We start from the raw sequence: 23267 nt of genomic DNA, 5'->3' as shown, positions 1-23267 counted from the left end.
GTGAAACATTATGAGACTATCTGATTATAATACGCCGCTATCGGGTTTGTTAGCGGCACAAATGGGATTACAAACGACGAAACAAAATTTATCTAACATTCATACGCCTGGTTATGTGCGTCAAATGGCGAATTATGGATCGGCTGGAGCAAGTCAAGGCTATTCACCGGAACAAAAAATAGGTTACGGTGTACAAACGTTAGGCGTTGACCGTATTACAGATGAAGTGAAGACGAAACAGTTTAACGATCAATTATCTCAACTCTCTTACTATAATTACATGAATTCGACTTTATCACGTGTAGAATCTATGGTTGGAACGACAGGAAAGAATTCATTATCTAGTTTAATGGATGGCTTCTTTAATGCCTTTCGTGAAGTTGCAAAAAATCCAGAACAACCAAATTACTACGATACATTAATTTCTGAAACTGGGAAGTTTACAAGTCAAGTAAATCGTCTAGCGAAAGGCTTAGATACAGCAGAAGCACAAACGACAGAAGATATTGAAGCGCATGTCAATGAATTTAATCGTCTTGCTGGCAGCTTAGCGGAAGCGAATAAAAAAATTGGACAAGCAGGTACACAAGTGCCAAATCAACTTTTGGATGAACGTGATCGTATCATTACAGAAATGTCTAAGTATGCAAATATAGAAGTGTCTTATGAATCTATGAATCCTAATATCGCGAGTGTTAGAATGAATGGTGTTTTAACAGTAAATGGACAAGATACATATCCACTTCAATTAAATAAAGAAAAAGAACCAATGACTGCTGAAATTTACGGTTCGGAAATTCCTTTAACTAGTGGAGCAATCCAATCAGCGATCGATACGAAAGCGAAGATTGCTAGTTATAAGAAAAACCTTGAAGAACTAATGGGTTCTGTAAAGAATGAAGTGAACACAGTAATGGGGAAAGAGTTCTTCGTTGGAGATCAAGCGAAAGATATGAAATTAAACCCTGAATTTGCAAAAGATGTTTCGAAAATGAAAATATCAGCTGAAACAGCAAATAAACTAGCAGCAATTACAGATGGAAATTATAAAGAAGGTCTTTCTTATAAACAAGCATTAGACCAATTCGTAGTTGGTGTTGCATCTGATAAAAGTGCAGTGAATGCTTATCAAAAAATTCATGGTGATTTATTAGAGGGGATTCAGCAAGAAAAAATGGGTGTTGAAGGCGTTAATATGGAAGAGGAAATGGTTAATTTAATGGCCTTCCAAAAATATTTCGTTGCAAACTCTAAAGCTATTACTACGATGAATGAAGTGTTTGATAGTCTATTTTCGATTATTCGATAAGTGATAGTAATTGATTGGAAATATATAAGGAGGAGATAGAAATGAGAGTATCTACATTTCAAAATGCAAGCTGGGCAAAGAATCAGTTAATGGATTTGAATGTGCAACAACAATACCACCGAAATCAAGTAACTTCAGGGAAGAAAAACCTTTTTATGAGTGAAGATCCACTTGCGGCAAGTAAATCATTTGCGATTCAACATTCATTGGCGAATATTGAACAAATGCAAAAAGATTTAGCGGATTCGAAAAATGTGTTAACACAAACTGAAAATACTTTACAAGGTGTTTTTAAATCTTTAACAAGAGCAGATCAATTAACGTTGCAGGCATTAAGTGAGCAAAATGGTGAAAAAGAATTGAAAGCCATCGGTGCAGAGATTGATCAAATTTTAAAACAAGTTGTATATTTAGCAAATACGAAAGAGCAAGGTCGTTATATTTTCGGTGGTGATAGTACAGAGAAACCACCATTTACAGAAGATGGTACGTATCAAGGTGGACAAAATGATGTGAACTGGCAACTAAATGACGGTTATGAATTAAAAGCATTTCGTAACGGTGAAGCGCTATTATCCCCTGTTATAAAAACGTTAAAACAGATGAGTGAAGCGATGCAAAAAGGTGACCAAAAAGCATTACAGCCGTTATTAGGAGAAAATAAGAAAAATTTAGATGGCATCATTAATCGTACAACTGAAGTTGGTTCGACAATGAATACAATGGAGACGTTTAAAACAATTTTAAGCGAGCAAAACTTAGCACTTCAAGAAAACCGTAAAGACATTGAAGATGTCGATTTAGCGGTTGCCATCTCTGATTTAGCTTATATAAACGCAACGTATGAGGCAACGCTTAAAGCAGTTAGTACGATGAGTAAAACGAGTATTTTAGACTACATGTAATCTATAAGGAGTGAGAAATTATGGCAGGAACATTAACGGGTATCGGTGGTAGACAACAAATATGGAACCTCGGAAATAATATGATCGATACATCTAACTTTGTAGAATTAGAAATGCAAGCGTTAGAAATGAGAAAGACACCTTATGCTAATGAAAAGAACCAACTTTCACAAGATAAACTATTATATACAAGTTTAAAATCAGAATTTAGCTCTTTCACGCAAACTTTTAAAAACTTAGCGGCTTTTAAAGGAAATGAGAAAAAGGTAACAACATCACAAGACGGTTATATTAACGTAAAAGCTGATGGTGGTGCGATTGCTGGCACTTTCAATATGACAATTACACAGCTTGCACAGCGTCATCAAATAGCTTCTAATGAAATTAAAGATATAAATGCAAAGCTTCCTAAAGATGAAACAGTAAAACTAGGCGATAAAGAACTAAAAGTAACAACTGATATGACATATAAAGATTTAATTAACAAAATTAATGATGGAGATTATGGTGTATCAGCTTATACACTTGGAAATAAAATTTTCATGACCTCGAAAAAAGAAGGGGCAACGAATGAAATTAAATTAGAAAAGACACCGCCTAATGTACTTACAGAATTATTTTATTCGAAAGTAGAATCTACGACGGAAATGAAATTAAATACTATTAATGAAGCGTTGGATGCGAAATATACTATTAATGGTATTGATGGTACAAGTCCGAGCAATACAATTGAAACACTTCCAGGTGTGAAAATTGAATTATTGAAAGTAACTGAGCCGAAAGTAGAAGGAACACCAGATGCAGGTACAACAACAGAACCAAAAGCAAAAGGCATAGATCTAAAATTCACAGTAAGTGACTCAAACGTAACAGATGCATCAAATATTATTAAAAAGATGGTTGCAGATTATAATAAAGCTGTTTCTACCGTAGATATCTTTGCTGGTAAAGGTGGAGCTTTCCAAGGTCAAGCCGTTATGCAAAGTGTGCGTCAAGCGATGAACAATGTTGTAACATTTTCACAAGAGGGTAATTATTTATTCACATTTGGTATTCAATTAAAGCAAGATGGAACGATGGAAGTTAATGATGAAGCATTAACGAAAGCGTTAAAAGAAAAACCGGATGCAGCGAAGCAATTTTTCTTTAGTTCTAACGGTTTAGGAAAAATGATGGAAGAACCACTTGATAAGTTATTTGGTGATAAAGGTGTAGTTGGAGAACGAGTAAAAAACATTGATTCACGTGTAAGTGATTTAGATAAAAAGATTAAAGATATTGAGACGCAAAACTTGCAAAAACAAGATGAAATTGTGAAGAAGTATCAAAAGCTAGAGAGTACGTTAGCGGAGCTTGATAGCCAATTAAAAACAATTAAAGCAATGACAAAACAAAAAAGTGATGATTAATGATAGTTGAGGAAGTGATCGTATGCAAGCATGGCAACGTTATATGCAAAATGATATTATGACGAGTAATCCAATTAAAAATACAATTTTTATTTATGAAAGATGTATTGTAGAGTTTCGTAATTTAGAAGAACTTTTAAATGCTTTTAAACTACAAGAAGGAGATGCACTTCTTGAAAAGTTAGAACGTATTTTTGAAGAATTAAAACTTCAATTAAATCCTGAGATTACGAAAGATTTATATGATAGTTTATATGGCTTATACGATTGGATTAGCATTCAAATTCAAACAATGAAAGTAACACGTGAAGCAAAAGACATGGATGCGATTGTGAAAGTGTTACAAGATTTAATAGACGGTTACCGCGGAGCACTTGAAAATGAACAATGATATTTATCGGACGTTTGTCAGTTGTTTTAATGAAATCGGTGAATTACAAGTGTCAGATGGAGAGTTTGCTGAGAAGAGTGAGATGTTAAATCGTTGGATGATGACATTGGATGAAGAAACGCGTGCACAAGTTGCAGCAGAAGTAAGCCCATTCATTATTAAGGCGGCGCAGCATATTCGAGATAAGCAAAAGATTTTAGAAGAAATGATTATGACAAATGATGGGCGCATGAAAGCTAATTCATTTTACGGTAAATTTTAGTGATAGAGTTTAGAAACGGATTCCCCTTTTAAGAGGGGATCCATTCCTTTGTTTAAATAAAGATTTCCGCTGATTGAGGTTTCATTTTATGACTGTAATGAAAAAACAGTAGTAATCTAAATAATGTGAAAATGGACTTTAGTGTGTAGATCATATATTGAAATGTTTCATAGATTATTGCGTGTATACAGTTTTTTTGTATTCTTTTTTATATTTTTGTATTTTTCTAAAGACAACAATGAAAAAATGGAATAAAATATGTAAGGGTACATGATTGTTAATATTTTAATAAATACATATAAGAAAATAAATAATGAAGTGAAACTTCCATCAGTGGATCATTAAGTTAGAAAAGAAAGGGTGTGGAATATGCCGGATTTAGTGAGTGATGTAGGCCATTATATGAATTATTTAGTGACGAAACGAAATACGGTTTCTAGTAATATTGCAAATGCGAATACACCTGGTTATAAAGCACAAGATGTGGCATTTGCTGAGCAAATGAATAAAAGTAGTGCATTATATAAAAACAATGTTGCAGACTTAAAGAGCAATCCAGAGTTATATCAAACGAATGAAATGCACTTACCGACAGTGAATACGAAAAATACATATGCAAAGATTCAAACGAAGTCAATGCAAACGAATAAAGATGGAAATAGTGTAGATGTAACGACAGAAATGCTAGATTTAATGAAAGCAAATCAGTTATACGGTATTTCAATTAACGCGATTAATACACAATATGCAATTAACCAAGCGGCACGTGGACGTTAAAAGTAGAAGGAGAGACAATGATGTTTCAGGCAATTAATGCAAGTGGCTCAGGACTAACGACAGCGAGAAAGTGGATGGAAGTTACTTCGAACAATATTGTAAATGCAAATACAACGGCTGCTCCGGGGGCAAATTTATATGAGCGTCGTAGTGTAGTACTAGAATCAAACAATAGTTTTGCAAATATGTTAGATGGGTCTCCTGCTAATGGGGTAAAAATAAAAAGTATTGAAGCAGATCAAACTGAAAACTTAGTGTATGACCCAACACATCCACATGCGAATGAAGAAGGATATGTACGTTATCCAAATATTGATGTGACTGCTGAAATGACGAATGTAATGGTTGCTCAAAAAATGTATGAAGCGAATACAAGTGTATTAAATGCGAATAAAAAAATGCTTGATAAAGATTTAGAAATCGGCCGAGGATAAGGGGGAATATAGTAATATGAAAATCCAACCAATGCTAAATACGCAACCATTTGGAGCAATCCAGTCAATTGGTGCACCGAAAACGTCTCAAACATCTGTAGTTGAGGGGAAAAAGTTTATTGATTTATTGGAAGATATGAATCAAACGCAAAACAATGCGCAAACAGCAGTATATGATTTACTAACTAAAGGGGTAGGAGAAACGCATGACGTTTTAATTCAGCAGAAGAAGGCAGAGTCCCAAATGAAAACGGCTGCTCTCGTACGTGATAATCTTATTGAAAATTATAAGTCACTAATTAATATGCAAATTTAGGAAAGTGGACGGGTGTGTTTAAATGGAAAAGATAAAAAATGTTATCCAATCATTAAAAACGTGGCATAAGTTAGTAATCGGTGCTGCGCTTTTAGCGATTGTAACAGGAGCACTTTTATACTTCACCTTGCCAGATAAATATGTTGTTGTATATCAAAATTTAAATGATACAGATAAGCAAGAGATTACAGCAGAATTATCGAAGTTAGGTGTCGATTATCAATTAGCGGCCGATGGTTCGATTCGTGTGCAAAAGAATGATGCTCCATGGGTTCGAAAAGAAATGAATGGAATGGGCTTACCGTTTAATTCTAAAAGCGGTGAGGAAATTTTATTAGAAAGCTCGCTCGGTTCAAGTGAGCAAGATAAAAAAATGAAGCAAATTGTCGGTACGAAAAAGCAATTGGAGCAAGATATCGTAAGGAACTTTGCGACAGTTGAAACGGCGAATGTTCAAATTACATTACCTGAAAAAGAGACAATTTTTGATGAAGAAAAAGCAAAAGGATCAGCTGCGATTACGGTTGGAGTGAAGCGTGGCCAATTATTAACGGCAGATCAGGTTGCAGGTATACAGCAAATGATTAGTGCTGCAGTTCCTGGCGTGAAAGCAGAAGAAGTAAGCGTGATTGATAGCAAAAAAGGTATTATCTCAAAAGGAGCAGATGAAGCGCATTCTACTAGTTCCTCTTCTTATGAAAAAGAAGTAGAGATGCAACATCAAATTGAAGGCAAATTAAAGCAAGATATTGACGCAACATTAATGACGATGTTTAAGCCGAATGAATATAAAGTGAATACGAAAGTATCTGTAAACTATGATGAAGTTACACGCCAGTCAGAAAAATATGGTGATAAAGGTGTACTTCGTAGTAAACAAGAGCAAGAAGAAAGCTCTACTGCGCAAGAAGGAGCAGAGACAAAACAAGGTGCTGGTATTACAGCGAACGGTGAAGTGCCAAATTACGGTACGAACAATAATCAAAATGGTAAAATCGTCTATGATAATAAAAACGGTAACAAAATTGAAAACTATGAAATAGATAAAACGGTTGAAACGATTAAGAAACATCCAGAATTAACGAAAACAAATGTTGTAGTATGGGTAGACAATGATACGTTAGTAAAACGAAAAATGGATATGACTACTTTCAAAGAAGCAATCGGTACAGCAGCTGGGCTTCAAGCTGATCCAAATGGGAACTTTACAAACGGTCAAGTTAACGTTGTAACTGTTCAGTTTGATCAGCCGAAAGAGGAGAAGAAGAAAGAACCAGAAGAAAGCGGTATAAACTGGTGGTTATTTGGTGGAATTCCAGCTGGTTTATTAGCGATTGGTGGTCTAGTATGGTTCTTATTAGCAAGACGTAAGAGAAAGAAAGAAGAAGAGGAATATGAAGAATACTTAGCAGAAGAGGAAATTGCTGCAAGTAATGAAAGTATCATGGAAATTCCTGAAGAAAAAATAGTACCAGAGCCAAAACCAGAACCAGAAGAACCGAAAGAGCCAACGCTAGATGAACAAGTGCATGATGCCACGAAAGAACATGTAGAAGGAACTGCAAAAGTAATTAAAAAATGGTTAAATGGACAGTAAGGGAGGAACAACGATGTTAGATGAAATCTCCTCCAAAGAAAAAGCTGCCATCCTTATTCGTACATTAGAAGAAGGGGTGGCAGCAAAAGTCATTGAATATATGACAGCTGAGGAAAAAGAAGTATTACTTCGTGAAATTGCAAAGTTTCGAGTATATAAACCAGAAACGTTAGAAAATGTACTAGGAGAATTCTTGTATGAACTAAATGTAAAAGAATTGAACCTAGTGACTCCAGATAAAGAATACATTCGTCGCATATTTAAAAATATGCCAGAAGACGAACTAGAAAAATTATTGGAAGATCTTTGGTATAACAAAGATAATCCGTTTGAATTCTTAAATTCACTTACAGATTTAGAACCACTTCTTACAGTGCTTAATGATGAATCGCCACAAACGATTGCGATTATCGCTTCTTATATTAAACCGCAGCTTGCTTCCCAATTAATTGAGAGATTACCAGATCATAAGCGAGTAGAAACGGTAATGGGGATTGCGAAGCTAGAACAAGTTGATGGTGAATTAATAAATCAAATTGGTGATTTATTAAAATCAAAATTAAATAATATGGCATTTAATGCAATTAATAAAACAGATGGCTTGAAAACAATAGTAAATATTTTAAATAATGTTTCACGAGGTGTTGAAAAAACAGTCTTTCAAAAGCTGGATGAAATGGATTATGAGTTATCTGAGAAAATTAAAGAAAACATGTTTGTATTCGAGGACTTACTCGGACTTGAAGATCTTGCACTTCGTCGTGTATTAGAAGAAATTACAGATAACGGTGTTATTGCGAAAGCACTTAAAATTGCAAAAGAAGAGATTAAAGAGAAATTATTTACATGTATGTCTTCAAACCGTAAAGAGATGATTCTAGAAGAATTAGATGGCTTAGGACCGCTTAAGATGACGGATGCTGAAAAGGCACAGCAAACGATTACAGGCACAGTGAAAAAGCTAGAGAAGGAAGGAAGAATTATCGTTCAAAGAGGTGAAGATGATGTCCTTATTTAAAAACAGAATTCCGAAGAATTCTGTTTCTTTTTCTGAAGAAACGTATGAATTACAATTCCCAAAGCCAGCCGCAGTTCATATAGAAGAGGAAGAATTACAAGTTGATCATGCAGAACTTCGCGCGCAACAAGAATCGTTACATATGGAAATGAATCAACTAAGGCAAGAACAGCAAACGCTAGAAAGAGAGCGTCAACAGCTATTGCAAGATAAAGAACAATTTCAAATGCATATTCATGAACAAATGGAACAGATGGAAGCAGCACGTATGCAATTTCAAAAAGAACAACAAGAAACAGCATATGAATGGACAGAGTTATTATGGAATCAATCTTTTCATCTAGCAGAAAAAATCGTGAATCAAGCAGTAGATTCACGATTGCTTGATGTGTTACCTATTTTAACTGGTATCGTTCAAACGTTGCCTACTTCGTTTGAAAAGTTAATCATTACCGTACACCCAGAAACATTTGAACGTATTCAAGAAGAGAAGGAAAATACGAAAGAGTATTGGTTACTACAATTAGTAGAATGGAAATATGATTTCTCCTTACAGTTCGGTGAATTTGTTCTAGAAGAAGAGAAAGAGTTCTTTGAATTTAAATTTGCACCTATATTTGCGAAACTTCGCCAGAAATGGGAAGAAGAGAAGTTATTTGAGGAGCAAAATGTATGAATAATAAGCTCATGAACGAACATAATAAATGGAATACATTTATTGAAACGCCGTTTTATACGAAAGTCGGTAAAGTTCATAGTGTACAAGAACAGTTTTTCGTAGCGAAAGGGCCAAAGGCGAAAATCGGTGATGTTTGTCTCGTTGGAGAACATAATGTTTTATGTGAAGTGATTGCGATTGAAAAAGAAAACAATATGCTACTTCCATTTGAACAGACAGAAAAAGTATGTTATGGAGATTCAGTTACACTAATTGCAGAAGATGTTGTTGTACCTCGTGGTAATCATTTACTCGGAAAAGTGTTAAGTGCAAATGGCGAAGTACTAAATGAGGATGCAGAGAATATTCCATTACAAAAAATAAAACTAGATGCCCCGCCTATTCATGCATTTGAACGTGAAGAAATTACCGATGTATTTGAAACGGGAATAAAATCAATTGATTCTATGCTAACAATTGGCATCGGTCAAAAGATTGGTATTTTTGCTGGATCAGGTGTTGGTAAATCTACTTTACTCGGAATGATTGCGAAAAACGCAAAAGCTGACATAAATGTTATTAGTTTAGTAGGAGAACGTGGCCGAGAAGTAAAAGACTTTATTCGAAAAGAATTAGGTGAAGAAGGAATGCGAAAAAGCGTCGTAGTTGTAGCGACGTCAGATGAAAGTCACCTAATGCAACTTCGTGCAGCGAAGCTTGCGACATCTATTGCTGAATATTTCCGTGATCAAGGTAATAACGTACTACTTATGATGGACTCTGTTACTCGTTTTGCTGACGCGCGTAGAAGTGTTGATATTGCCGTTAAAGAGTTGCCGATCGGTGGTAAAACACTCTTAATGGAAAGTTATATGAAGAAGCTATTAGAGCGCTCTGGGAAAACACAAAAGGGATCCATAACAGGTATATATACAGTACTCGTCGATGGGGATGATTTAAATGGACCTGTACCAGATTTAGCACGTGGTATTTTAGATGGGCATATTGTATTAAAACGTGAGCTTGCAACACTTAGTCATTATCCTGCAATTTCAGTATTAGATTCAGTAAGTAGGATTATGGAAGAAATCGTGTCATCTAACCATTGGCAACTTGCAAATGAAATGAGAAAAATCTTATCTGTTTATAAAGAAAATGAATTGTATTTTAAATTAGGGACGATTCAAGAAAATGCAGAAAATGCTTATATTTTTGAATGTAAAAATAAAGTAGAAGGTATAAATACGTTTTTAAAACAAGGTCGATCTGATAGTTTCCAATTTGATGATATTGTTGAAGCGATGCACCATATAGTATAAGACCTCTGCCCAAGAGGTCTTATTTTTTTGTTTTTTAATATTTCACAGATTTTTTTGGAAAAAAACTATATAATAGAAAAAGAGAGCGTTATAATAGGAAGGGGCTATAAAAACAGGTGGATAAGCAGCAGTACGACACGATAAAATTGCAAATAAATCAAGAAAAAGAACAGATTTTGAAAGAAGTGTATGAATTAACAGCTGAAAAAAGAAAAATAGAACAAAAAAAAGAATATGATCTATATGTAGTAAAATCGCGTAGTAAAGTCGTACAAACTGGGCAACGTATAATGGCTGGCATGCTTTCGTCACATACGTTTTCACCTGAAAGAATAGAAGAATGGAATCGGAAAATTAAAAAAACGGAAGATTTTATTCAAAAAAATGAAAGCCTTTTAGAACAGGTAAAAGAAAAAGAACGTGTCATTGATGAGATGTATCAAGAAGATTGTAAAAAGCTTGCAAAAGTACGAGAAAAGCAGGAAGAAAAAATGCTTCTTGATTTGAAAATGTGTATGAATGGATGAGGTGAATATAGTGATACAGTCTGTATTACCGGTGCAACAAAGTTTACCTCCGCAAAAAGAAAAAGGGCTAGAAGTACAATCAAAAAGTGAAGATTCTTCATTCGATCGTACGATGAGAATGGAAAATAAAAAGCAGCCGAAAACGGAGAAAATGAAACGAGAAGAAGCACCAAAAGAAGAAAAAAAAGAATATATTCTTTCTAAACAATCAGTAACGAAAGAAGAGCCAATTGTAAAGAAAGAAGAAAAAAAAGAGACAGAACAGTTGTTATTAGCTGTATCTGAGCAAATGGTTGCAATTGAGCAATTACGTGTGCAGCCAGAATTGTTATATCAATACATACAAAAAATACAAGAGCTGTATAAAGAATATGGAAATATAAAACTTAACGAATTACCCGCAGCAGAATTACAACAATTACAAGAACTTCTTTCCAATATGAATATCAAAAATGCTATATGTTTAGAAGATACAATGCAAATGGTATTAGATAAAGTGACGATGCCAGAGCAAACGATGCAAGTATTGAAAGTTGTTGAAACAGAAACTTGTAATATCGCAAAGAAACAAGAAGAGTCCAAAGACTTAGATGTAGATCTTCCAAAAGCTGAGGGCGATGATGTAAAGATAGAGTTGCCGGAAGGTGATGTGTTAAAAGATTCGAGTTCAACGGGTGCAGAGTTACTAAATAAAGCAACGGGTACCGATCAAATAGGAAAATCAAATGGTAGCGCTGAGAAAGTTACGTTACCTGACTTAGGAAAGAAAATGGAAGCGCAAGTAGAAGCGTTGCAAAAATTTGTAGTGAAGCAAGAGCGTGTTTTGTTTCAGTTAAATCCAGAAAAACTTGGTACATTAACAGTGTTTATGAAAAAACATGGAGATCAAATTGATGTTCACGTAGAAATGGAAAAACACGATGCGAAAAAACGTGTGGAAATCATTTTTGATGAATTGAGATTGAAGTTAAAAGAAAAAGAAATCAATATTCAAATTAGCTATTCAGATAAAGATGAAAATCGAAAAGAACAGCGAGAACAAGAGCAAAGACAAAAACAAAAATTAGCAAGTCCGAAACATGAGAAACAACATGCAAAAGAATTTGCGGGATTATTGGAGGAATAAAGCGTGCCAACAGTTGGATTAAATACAACGAGTACAAATCATATTCCGTTACAAGCAGGAGCACAAACAAAAAACGCATCTGTTACTGGTGCACAGTCGACAGCTCAACAAGCAAACGGAGTATCAGCAAGTACTCAAAAAACACCCGGTATTATGGATAAAGATGATTTCCTGAAACTTTTCTTAGCAAGCTTTCAACATCAAGACCCGTTTAATGCGATGGATATGAACCAAATGATGAACCAAACAGCACAGCTATCGCTTATGGAGCAAGTACAGAATATGACGAAAGCAGTAGATAAACTGCAATCAACGATGTATTCGACGGCTCTTGATGGAGGGATGAAGTTTTTAGGAAAGTACGTTAGAGGTGTAAGCAATAATGGAAAGCAAGTGACTGGTCAAGTGGAAACAGTTCGACTTGCTGAAAATAACGATGTGCAACTTATTGTTGATAATCAAGTTGTCTCACTTCGTTTCATAGAAAGGGTTTCTGATAAACCAATAACAGAAACTAATCCGGAAGATGAGAAGAAAGATGATATAGAAAAAAATGAAGAGGTTAAGCCAGATTAATAAAAGGAGTGTACAAAGGTTATGATTAAAGCGTTATATACAAGTATTACAGGGATGAATGCAGCACAAAATGCATTAAGTGTTACTTCAAATAATATTGCAAATGCACAAACAGTTGGATATAAAAAGCAAAAGGCTATTTTTGATGATTTGCTATATAATAATACGGTTGGTTCACGTGGTGATGGTGCCTATGCTGGTACGAATCCAAAGAGTATTGGTAACGGTGTAAAGTTCAGTGGGACATCTACAGATTTTAGTGATGGTTCTATTACTTTAACTAGTGATAAGATGGAGACAGCGATAGAAGGAAACGGTTTGTTTTTAGTTGGTGATCGTAACGGTGGAAATATAGAGTATACGAGAAAAGGGTCTTTTGGTGTATCGAAAGATAGCTATGTTACAAATACAGGTGGACAGTATGTACTAGGTTATGGTGTAAAAACAGGAACACAAGAAGTAGATTTTTCTTCACGACCAAGCCCAATTCATATTCCAATGGGATCAGCTGTTGGTGGGATTCAAACAGATAAAGCGACAATAGGCGGAAACCTTCCTAGAAACCAAAATGCATTATCTCACGAATTCACAGTTTTTGATGCGGAAGGGAACTCGTTAACGTTACGTGTAAATATTAAGCAAAAGACTGAATCAGAGATGGTAGATGGTAAAGAAGTTAAAAAACCGAAGGCAGGTGAATATACATATTCAGTTTCTGTAAGAAATGATTCTAAAAACGAAAAAGAATTTAAGCCTATTGAAGGCATGCCGGACGACAAACCCCTTATATTTGATACATTAGGAAATTTAAAGCAAACAGATGAACCAGTACAAAAGGATCCAGTAACTGGTGAAGTTACTAATGGTGGATCTGTTCAAATTCCTTTTGGTGGTGGTCTAACACTTGATTTAAGCGGATTAACAAATTATCCGACAGGGAAAACTATTTCTACCACAGAAGTAACGGGGCGCCCAGCTGCAATTGCAAATGACTATTCTATTTCAGACGGTGGTTTCGTTATGATGAAATATTCGGATGGTAGTATGAAAGTTGTAGGACAACTAGCTGTAGCTACATTCCCGAATTCAGGTGGATTAATGAAAACAGGGAATGGAAATTACGTTGCGACACCATCAGCGGGTATTCCAGGAATAGGTGTTGCTGGTGAGAATGGTGCAGGGAATGTACGAGGATCAGCAAAAGAAAGTTCAAACGTAGATTTATCTGTAGAATTTGTTGATTTAATGCTTTATCAACGTGGATTCCAAGGAAATGCGAAAGTAATTAAAGTTTCAGATGAAGTATTAAATGAAGTTGTAAACTTAATTCGATAATATATTATAAAGTAAAATTGTAATGTAGTAGAAAGGGTAACTAACTGTTACGATTTATTTAACCAATTATAACCAAAGTTAATTAAATATATCAGTAAGCCCTGCTAGTCAAGTGATTGGCTAGTAGTGAGGGTTAACTGCGGGCAATTCCTAAAGCTGATTGAACTACAACGTGGCTAGAAATGGTGAGCGTGAATGTTGCGAAAGCAGAAAAAATCAATCAGATGGTGCAAGGTTAAATCCTAAACACTAGAACAATGGGTCTTCCGCCTCGAATCATCTAAGTCAAAATTGATAAGATGAACGTTCAACGACTATCTCGTATAACTGACGAGAGTACACCACAAGCCTATGGTGGTGGAAAAATCCTCTATCTCTAAGTAGATAAACATATAGTCTGCGCTCATGTGAAAATATGAGAAGTTCATAAGAGAACTGACTAAGGAATTGCGCCCTTAGTTGAACGAGATAAATTTAATTAAATCTATCAAACTTTAATGAATCTATCGAACGTATGTGTTATGGTAGGTTCAATGAGGTGAGAATAATAATGAAATTTTCACGAGTTAGTCAAGTATCGGAATTAACAGGTTTGTATCCTAGTAGTCTTAGGGAAATGCTGATGGAACACGCTACTATTCAGAAGAATCAATCTTTCGTTATCTAAAAGATGAGTGCCCGAATAATCGCACAGTAAAGGAGTAGGCTTCTGATGATATTGGCGAAGAAAGTTAGACTGATTCCAACGCCTGAACAAGAAAAAGTGTTTAGAAACCATGCTGGCGCTGCAAGATTTGCTTATAACTATTGTAAAAGAATGAGTGATAGATACTATAAGCTATTTGGGAAATCTGTTTCACAGTTAGATTTACAGAAACGATTTACAAAGATCAAGAAGCGAAAGAAATATGAGTGGTTAAAAGACATCAATGCACAAGTTCCCAAACAGGCTTCAAAAGATTTTGATAAGGCGAGGAAAAATTCGTTCAAAAAGTACAAAAATGGTTATCACACTTCTTATAAATCCAAAAAAGATTTACTCCAAGGATTTTATGCCAATTATGAAAGACTGATTATAGGAAAGAAAGTAGTTCATATTCAGTCTATTGGAAAAGTGAAAACAAGCCAACAACTACCAAGAAACAAAAAACCATCAAATCCAAGAGTTACCTTTGATGGTCGTCACTGGTGGATTAGTGTAGGGTTCCAAGAAGACTTTGAATCACAAGAACTAACCAATGAGTCGATTGGTGTGGATGTTGGTTTAAAAGAGCTGTTTGTAGCTTCTAATGGTACAAGAGAACGAAATATAAACAAAGATGCCAAGGTTAAAAAGCTTTTGAAAAGGAAAAAGTCAGCACAAAGAGATATGTCTAGGAGATTTAAAAAAGGTGTAAAAATTCAGTCTGCCGGATATGAAAAAGCTAAAACTGAGAACCTTCGGTTATCTAGGAAAATTACGAATATCCGAAATAACCATATCCATCAAGCAACAGCTAAATTGGTGAAAACCAAACCAATGAGGATTGTTGTGGAAGACTTACCTATCTCAAACCTGTTAAAAAACAAAAAACTATCGAAAGCATTTTCCTTTCAAAAATTAAACTTCTTCTTTCAATGTTTATCATACAAGTGCGAGAAGTATGGCATTGAGTATGTAAAAGCTGATAAATGGTTCGCCTCAAGCAAGATTTGCTCATGTTGCGGAGTAAAATACGACCATTCAGTTCAACCAGAAGGACAGTGGAGTTTAAAAATACGTGAGTGGCGTTGTGTTCAATGCAATAGCCATCACGATAGAGATTTAAATGCTTCGATAAATTTATCAAGATGGGTAAAATAAAAGCTTGATAATATGAGGTAACGATACTGCCTCGTGTGGAGTGTTATCCCCCTCGTCCCTTCGGGGTTGCGAGAACACGATGAAGCACTAACTTGTGTAAATTTGATTGAATCGTATAGATTTAGTTAAGTTTATCGTATCGGTTTTTTATTCGTATGACAAGACAAGAGCGAATTTTACAATTGCCTTTTTTCGAAAATAAACGTGAACTTGCAGAGCAAGTGTTAAAAATGGAACGAGAAGAGCATATATATTTACCTGATCAATTTGAAATTAAGCAAGTACCTGCATATTCATTTGGTGAAAAGCAATCAATTATTGGCCGTATTCATGAGTTTTATTTCGTAAGTGTTGGTAGCGAAGGAGAATGGAAGTATCAACTGTTTAAGGATGAGATGAAGTGCCGGGAGTTTTTTATTACACTATCAGGGATAACGGATCAGCAGATTGCATTTTGGTTCAACAACATCGAGTTATTGAAAAGCTCTTAAAAAGCTTTTAAAAGCCCTTTTTTAGGTTTTGAGAGAGGACCTGGCAGTTAGTGCTTATGTGGGTGCTTGACCGTTGTTTAAGACCAGAGATATGAAGAGTTACTAGGTTAGTTTAAGATTTAAGCGAAGTGTAGTATGAATAATACCTGTGGTCTTAGCGTGTTAGATGGACTAATAAGTTTATTTATGACGATAGATTTCTATAAAAGGAGAGGTGAGGAGGATGGCGCAGAATAAGTATCGCGTTACATTCATTTCGCCGAGTGAGGTTGAGCAGCGGACTGTAATGTCGGCGAGTAGTTTGCCAGATTTAATTCGTAAAGTAGAGAGTATTATTGCAGATCCGAACGGTTACTTTGTAAATGATAAAAAAAATAATTGCTATTTTAAAGTGATTAAAGAAAATGTTACGTTTATTCAATATGAGTTACTATTTTCAGATAAAGAGATTCATATTGAAAAATTAAAACATATAGCACCGGCGGTATTAAAACGATTATTTGAAAAGATAAACGACCCGGAACTATATGCGCTCGCACTACTTGATGTTGATATAGCAACGAAAGAATATGTGCTAGAAGAAATGGATTCGGAGCTAAGAATAAGAGTAGAAACGGAGCTTTCGAAAAAGTGGGAAGCAATGCCGACAGAAATTGTAGGAGCACAAGAAGTGTTATTAGAGGCACTTGCTTCGTTTATACAAGATTAAGCGTCTTTTAAAATAAATCGTTCGACTATCTATATTTTTTATATAGGTAGTTGACTTTTTCGTTTTAATAAAGCTTAATAATTAAATATACGGAATTAATGAAAGGGGAGCGACACCTTTATGTCACAAGCACAAAGTATTTTATTAGAAAGCGGAACAAATGAATTAGAGATTGTCACATATACTGTTGGTGAAAATCTATTTAGTATTAACGTAATGAAAGTACGTGAAATCATTAATCCATTCCCTGTTACAACTGTGCCAGAATCTCATCATGCAGTTGAAGGTGTTGTTCAAGTACGTGGTGAAATTTTACCTGTTATTAACTTAGCGACAGCTCTTAATTTAAAATCGACAAAGCCACTTGATCAAACGAAATTTATTATTTCAGAATTAAATCAAATGAAAGTTATTTTCCGTGTTGATGAAGTGCATCGTATTCAACGTATTTCTTGGGAACAAATTGATGAACCAGCTTCATTGTCTATGGGACTAGAAGAAACGACATCTGGTATTGTAAAACTAGATGGGCAAATTATTTTACTATTAGATTATGAAAAAATTGTATGTGAAATTAGCGGTACTGGTTATGACAATAAATCACTTTCAGGTTTAGAGCAAAAAACAGATCGAGCTGAAAAAGTTATTTATATAGCAGAAGATTCAGCGATGCTTCGCCAAATATTAGAAGAAACATTATCATCAGCTGGATATACGAAAATGAATTTCTTCAGCAATGGTGCAGAAGCATTAGCGCAAATTGAAAAATTAGCGAAAGAGCAAGGGGAAAAAATGTTTGAACATATTCACTTGCTAATTACTGATATTGAAATGCCGAAAATGGACGGACATCATTTAACGAAAGTGGTTAAAGATAGTGAAGTAATGAATCGTTTACCGGTCATTATTTTCTCTTCATTAATTACAAATGAATTATTCCATAAAGGCGAAGCTGTAGGAGCAAATGCTCAAGTAAGTAAGCCAGATATTCAAGAGTTAATTGGCTTAGTTGATAAGTTAGTGCTGTAAAAAACGTTTTGAAAAGCTTTTTTTAGCTAGAATAGAAGCTTTAGTCATGCGTGGTGGCGGTCAGTGCCTAATAGAGCCCCATGCGATGTGAGACCAGATATATGGAGTGGTTTTAGATCAGTAGAAGAAATGAGCCTTTGATTAAGGGTTTGAAGAACTGATATACAACTCTATTTTTTTAGTAGGGAGGAGGGAACTAGCCACGTGTAAGTAGTACTGGCTAGTTCCTTTTTTGCATTCTATACTCTGCTTTACAGGTAGAAAGATTAAATATTTCTGGAGTGTTTGTGGCTGTATAAATAGTCTCTACTTCGAGATTTTCAATTCGTTTAATGAATAAATAGCGAGCTGGTTTATTTGAAAATATAAGAGAGCGTATTTTCGGAATATGCTAGTAAGGTTGCGTAGTAACGCAAACTTTTTCGGTGAAAATATATCCGAAATACCATATAATATAATTAATATGTAATTATACATATTAATTAAAAATAATTTTTCTATTTCTATACTTTCTATACATTTTTGTATGTTTAATATTTGACAGATAATTTCGAAATGTTATAATATGGATATGAAAAAATTGCTATTTTCTAAAAAGACATGGGAGTCAGATGAGAATTGTGAAAGGATGAGGGGGAGTGGCACAGATTATGTATCACCACACAGCAATCAATGTATTAAATCTTTTACAAAACATGTCAAATAATAAAATGAACGATGTGCAACTAGAAGAGGAATTAAAAAAAATAGAGAAACAATTCCGAGTAGCGTATGAAGAATTAGTTGATTTATATAATAGAATGGTATTATTTCAAATAGATATCGAAAAAAATGGCGGGATGCGGGCGTATGAAAAATCTACAATTACATGGCTGAAGTCTGAGCTAGAGTTACTGTATGAAGTGTATCAATTTTCCCAACGTCACGGTTTAAACATTATTAATATTTCAAAATACGTTAGTAAAAAAGAACTAAATCTTTTTCCAAAAACAGCAAGTCAATTACAAAATACGTATTACAAATTAAAAAAATGTGAAATACCGTTTGAAAATATTGAAAAACAAAAACCAGGACGAAAGCGAAAATATACACCTGTAAAAGAACCAATTGTTGAAATAAAAAAAGAAAACAAACAAGAATTAAGAAATGAAGTTCCAAATACAGAGAACGAAAAAAATCTTGTAACAGTTATATCTGGCATTGTTGATAATTTTGAAACGATTAGCCAGTGTAGTGAAAGAAAAGAGCATGAACTACATCAGTTCATGGAAGGAATCTATAAGCTTTCTAGCATGGCTGCAGAGCGTTCAAAAGATGAAAAGAATGCCCGTGGACTTGAAGGCGAGTTACATGTATTACGAGCTGAAAATGAAAGACTAAAGCGAGAAAAGGAAGAGCTTGTTCATGATATAAAAGAAATGACGCATCATTTAATTCATTTCATTACGAGCTCTGATATTGATCAAATTCGCACATTACCTTTCTTCGTAAAAGAATGTAAACAAGATTTGCATAAATTAGGGTTATATAATGCACAAGACGGTAAAATGAAAATTATGGTTGATCGTAGTGGGCAGGTTATGACTGTAACGCAGTAATAAAATTTGGGTACAAAATAAAAGGGAGATACATAGTGTATATGTATTTCCCTTTTGTTTTGTATGGAATCGTTCCAAAGAAGGGGGATGATTTTTTAAGATTGTAGTAACTTGGAAACCATTTGCGGTATTTGATTTGCTTGTGAAACCATACTAAGTGCAACTTCAGTTAATAATTTAAACTTTAAAAAATCGCTCATTTCCTGCGCCATATCCGCATCTTCAATTCGAGAGGCGGCATCTGTTAATGCTGTACTTTGGCTATTTAAATTTTCGATATTAAATTGCAGACGGTTAATCATAGCCCCAAGATCGGCACGATGAAGTGATACATTTTGTAGTGCCTCTTCAATTTTACGAATTGCAGCTCTTGCTTCTTGTTCTGTTGAAATCTTGATGTCATGTTGTGTAGGGGAAGGAGGAATATGTTTCGTCATGTTTACTGTATGACCAATATCATCTAACGTAACAGGACGGTTTTGGCCGTCGAACACGGATAAATCATTAAACTCAGTCGTCTCGCCAATATAGCTAATTTGCTCTGTTAAAGATTGAAACTCTTTATTTAGTGAATCACGGTTTTTATTTGAATTTGTACCGTTCGCAGATTGAACAGCTAAATCACGCATACGCTGTAAAATATTCGTCACAGTTTGAAGGGCAGCTTCCGCTGTCCGAAGCATTGATAGCGCATCCTCATTATTACGAATCGCCACGCGCATACCACTTGCTCGTGCATGCATACGAGTCATAATCGCAATATTAGCAGGATTATCAGAAGCATGGTTTAACTTCTTACCAGTTGCCAAATGCTCCATCACAACATTCATACGCTTTTCATTCTCATATAGCGATTGCCTAGCATTCATACTCAAAACATTCGTACCAATACGCATAATAGACACTCCTTATCTTATAGATTCATATAGGATCTTAAAGCCAATAAACAGTTATAAAAAGAAAAAGGGACTTATGCTTATCTTCTAGTTGTATTTTAACATAAGGGGGGAATAGAGATAGGAATTGACCGCTTCTACGCAACGTGGATGCTCTATCCTACCTAAAAAAGAAAGGTTTTACAAAAAATTCATTTATATAGAAAAAATAAACCTCTCCGCAAGCAGAGAGGTTTATTCATGAAACTAAATCAAATGGCTTATTGTAATAATTTAGAAACCATTTGTGGAGTTTGGTTTGCTTGAGAAAGCATGCTGATACCAGCTTCGTTCAAGATTTTGAACTTAGTCATTTCAGACATTTCTTTCGCCATGTCAGCGTCTTCTACTTGAGAAGCAGCAGATGCCATGCTAGATTGTTGGCTCTTAAGGTTGTTTACGTTAAAGTCTAGACGGTTTAATGTAGCACCCATAGTTGCACGGTTAGAGGCAATTGTTTCTAGTGCTGCATCGATTGCTTTAATTGCTGCATTAGCATCGTTTGCTGTTGAAGTTGGTCCGTTAGTAGTAGCAGCTTTAAATGCATCACCAATTGCGCGAGCTGCTTCTAATGTATTACCAGAATCATCAGTTTTACTGAATCTATCAATGGCATCCGAAATTTTAGTTACATCTGCCTTATTCATAGAACCTTTAACAGCATTAAAAGCATCCACGAATGATGTCATTGCTGCTTTTCTAGTATCTGTAGTAGAAGCAGTAGTTAAATCGGATAAAGATTTAGCTGCTACATTCACGTCATTAATTTGAGTAGTTGTAATAGCTTTAGGTGAATCAGTATATAATTTTCCAATTGCCTGAGTATCTGCTAAAGAATTTGCAGTACCATCTTCGAATTTTTTGATAGCGTCATTAATTTTTTCAACATCTTGTGCATTCATACCGTCTTTAACCTTAGCAAATTCAACCTTGAAATTGTCTACTGCAGTTTTTCTATCAGCTAAAGCGCCACCAGTACCAGCAGTATTATTTAAGCCTTTTAATGCTCCAGCAGTAGCATCAGCCACAGTATTGTCAGCAACACCAACTAATTCTTGACCAGAGCCGATACCAAGTCCATTAGCAGCGATGCTTAGATTATTGATTTTTAGTGCAGTAGTAGAAGAATCAGATAACTTAATTTCGATTTGTTTACCTTTATCATCAGAATCTAATGTTTGAATCGCGATAGCTTTGTTGCTGCCGTCTAATAATTTTTTATCATTGAATTCTGTGTTTTTAGAGATGTAATCAATTTGTTCTTTTAATGCAGCGAACTCTTTGTCTAGTGCGCCTTGGTTTTTATCTGTATTTGTGCCGTTTGCAGATTGGTTAGCAAGGTCACGCATACGAAGTAAGATGTTAGAAACTGAGTTCATTGCTGAATCAGCTGTACGGATTAAAGAAATACCATCTTGTGTGTTATTAGCTGCAACACCTAATCCGCTTTCACGTGCACGCATACGAGTTGCGATTGCAAGACCTGCTGCATCGTCAGAAGCGTTGTTGATACGTTTACCGCTTGATAAACGGTCCATAGAGTTGCTCATTTTAGCTTGGTTTTGGCGCATGTACTCTTGCGTACGCATGCTATTAATGTTTGTATTAATTCTCATGTTAAGAACCCCCATTTTTTTATATTGACTTTTCTGCAAATTGAAAAACGGTAATATGCGAAAAAATCAATTTCGAGATTTATTGTAATCCTTGCTACAACGGGTGTCAACTAAAAATTCGAATTAATAAATATAAAAAAATAACAGTTTAACAATTTAGTCGTTTTTTTATTACAATATTATTAAAAGGATTATTGCAAACTTTTTAAAAAAACTCTAATATTAGATTATCTTTGTTTACCGAAAAGGTGATATTATGTTAGTTGGAAATATAGTAAAAGAAGTGCTTGCATATAAGAAAGGACAAATTCAGCAAAAGCTAAGTAGTCCACAAGCATTCGTTAGTAGTCGTTTTCAAGAGAAGTTGCAGAGTGAACCTGCGAAGGAAATGAAGGGTACTGCGCAGCCGGCAAACATAGAAGATATGAGTCAGCCGGTACAATCTACGAAAATAGAAACGGTTGTAAATAAACCGGAAGAATCTATTAATAAAGTAGAGGAAGCGAGTAAGGCTGAAGAAAAGGCTGAAACGAAGAACGTAGATGAAGTGCAAGTCGCACAAAAAGAGTTTGAACGACGTTTCCCAGAAACGAAAAATGAGGCTGCTGATACGTGGGAATTAACGAAGAAGTATAATATTCAAAAAATACGTTCTTCCAATGAAGGGAAGTATGAGGATATTATTGATCGCGCTAGCCGTACATACGGAATTCCGAAAACGTTAATTCAAAAAATGATTGAAGTAGAGTCTAATTTTAATCCGAAAACGGTGTCACATGCAGGTGCGATGGGTCTTATGCAGCTTATGCCAGCGAATGTGAAAGAGATGGGTATAAAAAATCCATTTTCACCAGCTGAAAGTATTGAGGGCGGTGTGAAAGAGTTAAGCGGTTATTTAAAGAAAAATAACGGCGACTTAGTATTGGCACTTGCTTCTTATAATGCTGGCCCTGGTAATGTGAGAAAGTACGGAGGCGTACCGCCATTTAAAGAAACGCAAGGATATATTAAAAAAATATTAAATATCGACGTTTCAAAATAAGAAATTTCATATATAGAGAGAACATGAAATTTTCGTGAACATGAT

Annotated in this window: 24 protein-coding genes; 22 read left to right on the top strand and 2 right to left on the bottom strand. The window is 35.0% G+C overall.

The genetic code is table 11. The annotated features are described in order from the left end of the window. Positions 1 to 10: 10 nt before the first annotated feature. From flgK to QCI44_RS19825, 21 genes are all read left to right on the top strand, one after another. Positions 11 to 1309, top strand: a complete 1299-nt coding sequence (flgK, locus tag QCI44_RS19925) for a flagellar hook-associated protein FlgK (RefSeq protein ID WP_098485782.1) — start codon at positions 11 to 13, stop codon at positions 1307 to 1309. Between the two features lie 41 nt (positions 1310 to 1350). Next, positions 1351 to 2214, top strand: a complete 864-nt coding sequence (locus QCI44_RS19920; RefSeq protein ID WP_001266422.1) for a flagellar hook-associated protein 3 — start codon at positions 1351 to 1353, stop codon at positions 2212 to 2214. 20 nt (positions 2215 to 2234) lie between these two features. Continuing rightward, positions 2235 to 3623 carry a flagellar hook-associated protein 2 gene (locus QCI44_RS19915; protein ID WP_098485781.1) on the top strand — a complete coding sequence of 463 codons (1389 nt, stop codon included), beginning with the start codon at positions 2235 to 2237 and terminating at the stop codon, positions 3621 to 3623. Positions 3624 to 3645: 22 nt separating this feature from the next. Further along, on the top strand, positions 3646 to 4014 hold the full coding sequence (locus tag QCI44_RS19910) for a flagellar export chaperone FliS (protein ID WP_046958978.1): 369 nt from the start codon (positions 3646 to 3648) through the stop codon (positions 4012 to 4014). Next, positions 4004 to 4276 (top strand): hypothetical protein, encoded by a 273-nt coding sequence (locus QCI44_RS19905; protein ID WP_060630280.1) that lies wholly within the window; start codon positions 4004 to 4006, stop codon positions 4274 to 4276. The genes QCI44_RS19910 and QCI44_RS19905 overlap by 11 nt, the downstream gene beginning before the upstream one ends. A gap of 369 nt (positions 4277 to 4645) precedes the next feature. After that, on the top strand, positions 4646 to 5053 hold the full coding sequence (flgB, locus tag QCI44_RS19900; protein ID WP_060630281.1) for a flagellar basal body rod protein FlgB: 408 nt from the start codon (positions 4646 to 4648) through the stop codon (positions 5051 to 5053). 20 nt (positions 5054 to 5073) lie between these two features. Beyond that, positions 5074 to 5487 (top strand): flagellar basal body rod protein FlgC, encoded by a 414-nt coding sequence (flgC, locus tag QCI44_RS19895; protein WP_098485779.1) that lies wholly within the window; start codon positions 5074 to 5076, stop codon positions 5485 to 5487. Between the two features lie 16 nt (positions 5488 to 5503). Then, positions 5504 to 5803, top strand: a complete 300-nt coding sequence (fliE, locus tag QCI44_RS19890) for a flagellar hook-basal body complex protein FliE (RefSeq protein WP_000701682.1) — start codon at positions 5504 to 5506, stop codon at positions 5801 to 5803. Between the two features lie 22 nt (positions 5804 to 5825). Further along, on the top strand, positions 5826 to 7400 hold the full coding sequence (gene fliF / locus QCI44_RS19885; RefSeq protein WP_098505919.1) for a flagellar basal-body MS-ring/collar protein FliF: 1575 nt from the start codon (positions 5826 to 5828) through the stop codon (positions 7398 to 7400). 13 nt (positions 7401 to 7413) lie between these two features. Continuing rightward, a complete protein-coding gene (locus tag QCI44_RS19880; protein WP_000883361.1) occupies positions 7414 to 8418 on the top strand; it encodes a flagellar motor switch protein FliG in 1005 nt (334 codons plus the stop codon). Further along, complete coding sequence (locus QCI44_RS19875; RefSeq protein WP_033660054.1) at positions 8405 to 9094, top strand: FliH/SctL family protein; 690 nt, start codon at positions 8405 to 8407, stop codon at positions 9092 to 9094. Before QCI44_RS19880 ends, QCI44_RS19875 begins: the two co-directional genes overlap by 14 nt. Next, the gene (fliI, locus tag QCI44_RS19870) at positions 9091 to 10395 is read left to right on the top strand and encodes a flagellar protein export ATPase FliI (protein WP_098505921.1); all 1305 of its coding nucleotides are present in this window, start codon (positions 9091 to 9093) and stop codon (positions 10393 to 10395) included. Before QCI44_RS19875 ends, fliI begins: the two co-directional genes overlap by 4 nt. A gap of 116 nt (positions 10396 to 10511) precedes the next feature. Beyond that, complete coding sequence (locus tag QCI44_RS19865) at positions 10512 to 10922, top strand: hypothetical protein (RefSeq protein WP_000360869.1); 411 nt, start codon at positions 10512 to 10514, stop codon at positions 10920 to 10922. A 10-nt stretch (positions 10923 to 10932) separates the two neighbouring features. After that, positions 10933 to 12048 carry a flagellar hook-length control protein FliK gene (locus QCI44_RS19860; protein WP_116349091.1) on the top strand — a complete coding sequence of 372 codons (1116 nt, stop codon included), beginning with the start codon at positions 10933 to 10935 and terminating at the stop codon, positions 12046 to 12048. Positions 12049 to 12051: 3 nt separating this feature from the next. After that, positions 12052 to 12624: a flagellar hook assembly protein FlgD gene (locus QCI44_RS19855; RefSeq protein ID WP_001143481.1), complete on the top strand. Its 573-nt coding sequence runs from the start codon at positions 12052 to 12054 to the stop codon at positions 12622 to 12624. 21 nt (positions 12625 to 12645) lie between these two features. Then, positions 12646 to 13959, top strand: coding sequence for a flagellar hook protein FlgE (gene flgE, locus QCI44_RS19850; RefSeq protein WP_098505922.1), 1314 nt, complete (start codon positions 12646 to 12648; stop codon positions 13957 to 13959). Between the two features lie 712 nt (positions 13960 to 14671). Next, positions 14672 to 15802: an RNA-guided endonuclease InsQ/TnpB family protein gene (locus QCI44_RS19845; RefSeq protein ID WP_098646068.1), complete on the top strand. Its 1131-nt coding sequence runs from the start codon at positions 14672 to 14674 to the stop codon at positions 15800 to 15802. Between the two features lie 155 nt (positions 15803 to 15957). Beyond that, positions 15958 to 16293: a DUF3964 family protein gene (locus QCI44_RS19840; protein ID WP_000198173.1), complete on the top strand. Its 336-nt coding sequence runs from the start codon at positions 15958 to 15960 to the stop codon at positions 16291 to 16293. A gap of 223 nt (positions 16294 to 16516) precedes the next feature. Further along, on the top strand, positions 16517 to 17002 hold the full coding sequence (locus QCI44_RS19835; protein WP_098985853.1) for a LysR family transcriptional regulator: 486 nt from the start codon (positions 16517 to 16519) through the stop codon (positions 17000 to 17002). Positions 17003 to 17122: 120 nt separating this feature from the next. After that, complete coding sequence (locus tag QCI44_RS19830) at positions 17123 to 18031, top strand: chemotaxis protein (RefSeq protein ID WP_016088523.1); 909 nt, start codon at positions 17123 to 17125, stop codon at positions 18029 to 18031. Between the two features lie 650 nt (positions 18032 to 18681). After that, positions 18682 to 19629 carry a DNA-binding domain-containing protein gene (locus QCI44_RS19825; RefSeq protein ID WP_098506210.1) on the top strand — a complete coding sequence of 316 codons (948 nt, stop codon included), beginning with the start codon at positions 18682 to 18684 and terminating at the stop codon, positions 19627 to 19629. Positions 19630 to 19724: 95 nt separating this feature from the next. Here QCI44_RS19825 and QCI44_RS19820 read toward each other — a convergent pair whose 3' ends face one another. Together QCI44_RS19820 and QCI44_RS19815 are read right to left on the bottom strand one after the other, a co-directional pair. After that, positions 19725 to 20525, bottom strand: coding sequence for a flagellin N-terminal helical domain-containing protein (locus tag QCI44_RS19820; protein ID WP_098485773.1), 801 nt, complete (start codon positions 20523 to 20525; stop codon positions 19725 to 19727). A gap of 260 nt (positions 20526 to 20785) precedes the next feature. Next, positions 20786 to 22180, bottom strand: coding sequence for a flagellin N-terminal helical domain-containing protein (locus QCI44_RS19815; RefSeq protein WP_098199318.1), 1395 nt, complete (start codon positions 22178 to 22180; stop codon positions 20786 to 20788). A 256-nt stretch (positions 22181 to 22436) separates the two neighbouring features. Between QCI44_RS19815 and QCI44_RS19810 the strand changes: the two genes are divergently transcribed. Beyond that, positions 22437 to 23222 (top strand): lytic transglycosylase domain-containing protein, encoded by a 786-nt coding sequence (locus tag QCI44_RS19810; RefSeq protein ID WP_098506211.1) that lies wholly within the window; start codon positions 22437 to 22439, stop codon positions 23220 to 23222. Positions 23223 to 23267: the final 45 nt, after the last annotated feature.

This window comes from Bacillus cereus group sp. RP37, from assembly GCF_040459695.1.
GTDB lineage: Bacteria > Bacillota > Bacilli > Bacillales > Bacillaceae_G > Bacillus_A.
The sequence above is the reverse complement of the archived record's forward strand: the minus strand, read 5'-3'. Positions and strand labels throughout refer to the sequence as shown.

Excerpts from the sequence above, each read along its gene's own strand:
- flgB (WP_060630281.1), top strand. The coding sequence starts at position 4,646 with ATGCCGGATTTAGTGAGTGATGTAGGCCATTATATGAATTATTTAGTG.
- fliE (WP_000701682.1), top strand. The coding sequence starts at position 5,504 with ATGAAAATCCAACCAATGCTAAATACGCAACCATTTGGAGCAATCCAG.
- QCI44_RS19905 (WP_060630280.1), top strand. The coding sequence starts at position 4,004 with ATGAACAATGATATTTATCGGACGTTTGTCAGTTGTTTTAATGAAATC.
- QCI44_RS19845 (WP_098646068.1), top strand. The coding sequence starts at position 14,672 with ATGATATTGGCGAAGAAAGTTAGACTGATTCCAACGCCTGAACAAGAA.
- fliF (WP_098505919.1), top strand. The coding sequence starts at position 5,826 with ATGGAAAAGATAAAAAATGTTATCCAATCATTAAAAACGTGGCATAAG.
- QCI44_RS19835 (WP_098985853.1), top strand. The coding sequence starts at position 16,517 with ATGGCGCAGAATAAGTATCGCGTTACATTCATTTCGCCGAGTGAGGTT.
- QCI44_RS19915 (WP_098485781.1), top strand. The coding sequence starts at position 2,235 with ATGGCAGGAACATTAACGGGTATCGGTGGTAGACAACAAATATGGAAC.
- QCI44_RS19880 (WP_000883361.1), top strand. The coding sequence starts at position 7,414 with ATGTTAGATGAAATCTCCTCCAAAGAAAAAGCTGCCATCCTTATTCGT.
- QCI44_RS19810 (WP_098506211.1), top strand. The coding sequence starts at position 22,437 with ATGTTAGTTGGAAATATAGTAAAAGAAGTGCTTGCATATAAGAAAGGA.
- fliI (WP_098505921.1), top strand. The coding sequence starts at position 9,091 with ATGAATAATAAGCTCATGAACGAACATAATAAATGGAATACATTTATT.
- QCI44_RS19910 (WP_046958978.1), top strand. The coding sequence starts at position 3,646 with ATGCAAGCATGGCAACGTTATATGCAAAATGATATTATGACGAGTAAT.
- QCI44_RS19830 (WP_016088523.1), top strand. The coding sequence starts at position 17,123 with ATGTCACAAGCACAAAGTATTTTATTAGAAAGCGGAACAAATGAATTA.
- QCI44_RS19840 (WP_000198173.1), top strand. The coding sequence starts at position 15,958 with ATGACAAGACAAGAGCGAATTTTACAATTGCCTTTTTTCGAAAATAAA.
- QCI44_RS19815 (WP_098199318.1), bottom strand. The coding sequence starts at position 22,180 with ATGAGAATTAATACAAACATTAATAGCATGCGTACGCAAGAGTACATG.
- flgC (WP_098485779.1), top strand. The coding sequence starts at position 5,074 with ATGTTTCAGGCAATTAATGCAAGTGGCTCAGGACTAACGACAGCGAGA.
- flgE (WP_098505922.1), top strand. The coding sequence starts at position 12,646 with ATGATTAAAGCGTTATATACAAGTATTACAGGGATGAATGCAGCACAA.
- QCI44_RS19920 (WP_001266422.1), top strand. The coding sequence starts at position 1,351 with ATGAGAGTATCTACATTTCAAAATGCAAGCTGGGCAAAGAATCAGTTA.
- flgK (WP_098485782.1), top strand. The coding sequence starts at position 11 with ATGAGACTATCTGATTATAATACGCCGCTATCGGGTTTGTTAGCGGCA.
- QCI44_RS19820 (WP_098485773.1), bottom strand. The coding sequence starts at position 20,525 with ATGCGTATTGGTACGAATGTTTTGAGTATGAATGCTAGGCAATCGCTA.
- QCI44_RS19825 (WP_098506210.1), top strand. The coding sequence starts at position 18,682 with ATGTATCACCACACAGCAATCAATGTATTAAATCTTTTACAAAACATG.
- QCI44_RS19875 (WP_033660054.1), top strand. The coding sequence starts at position 8,405 with ATGTCCTTATTTAAAAACAGAATTCCGAAGAATTCTGTTTCTTTTTCT.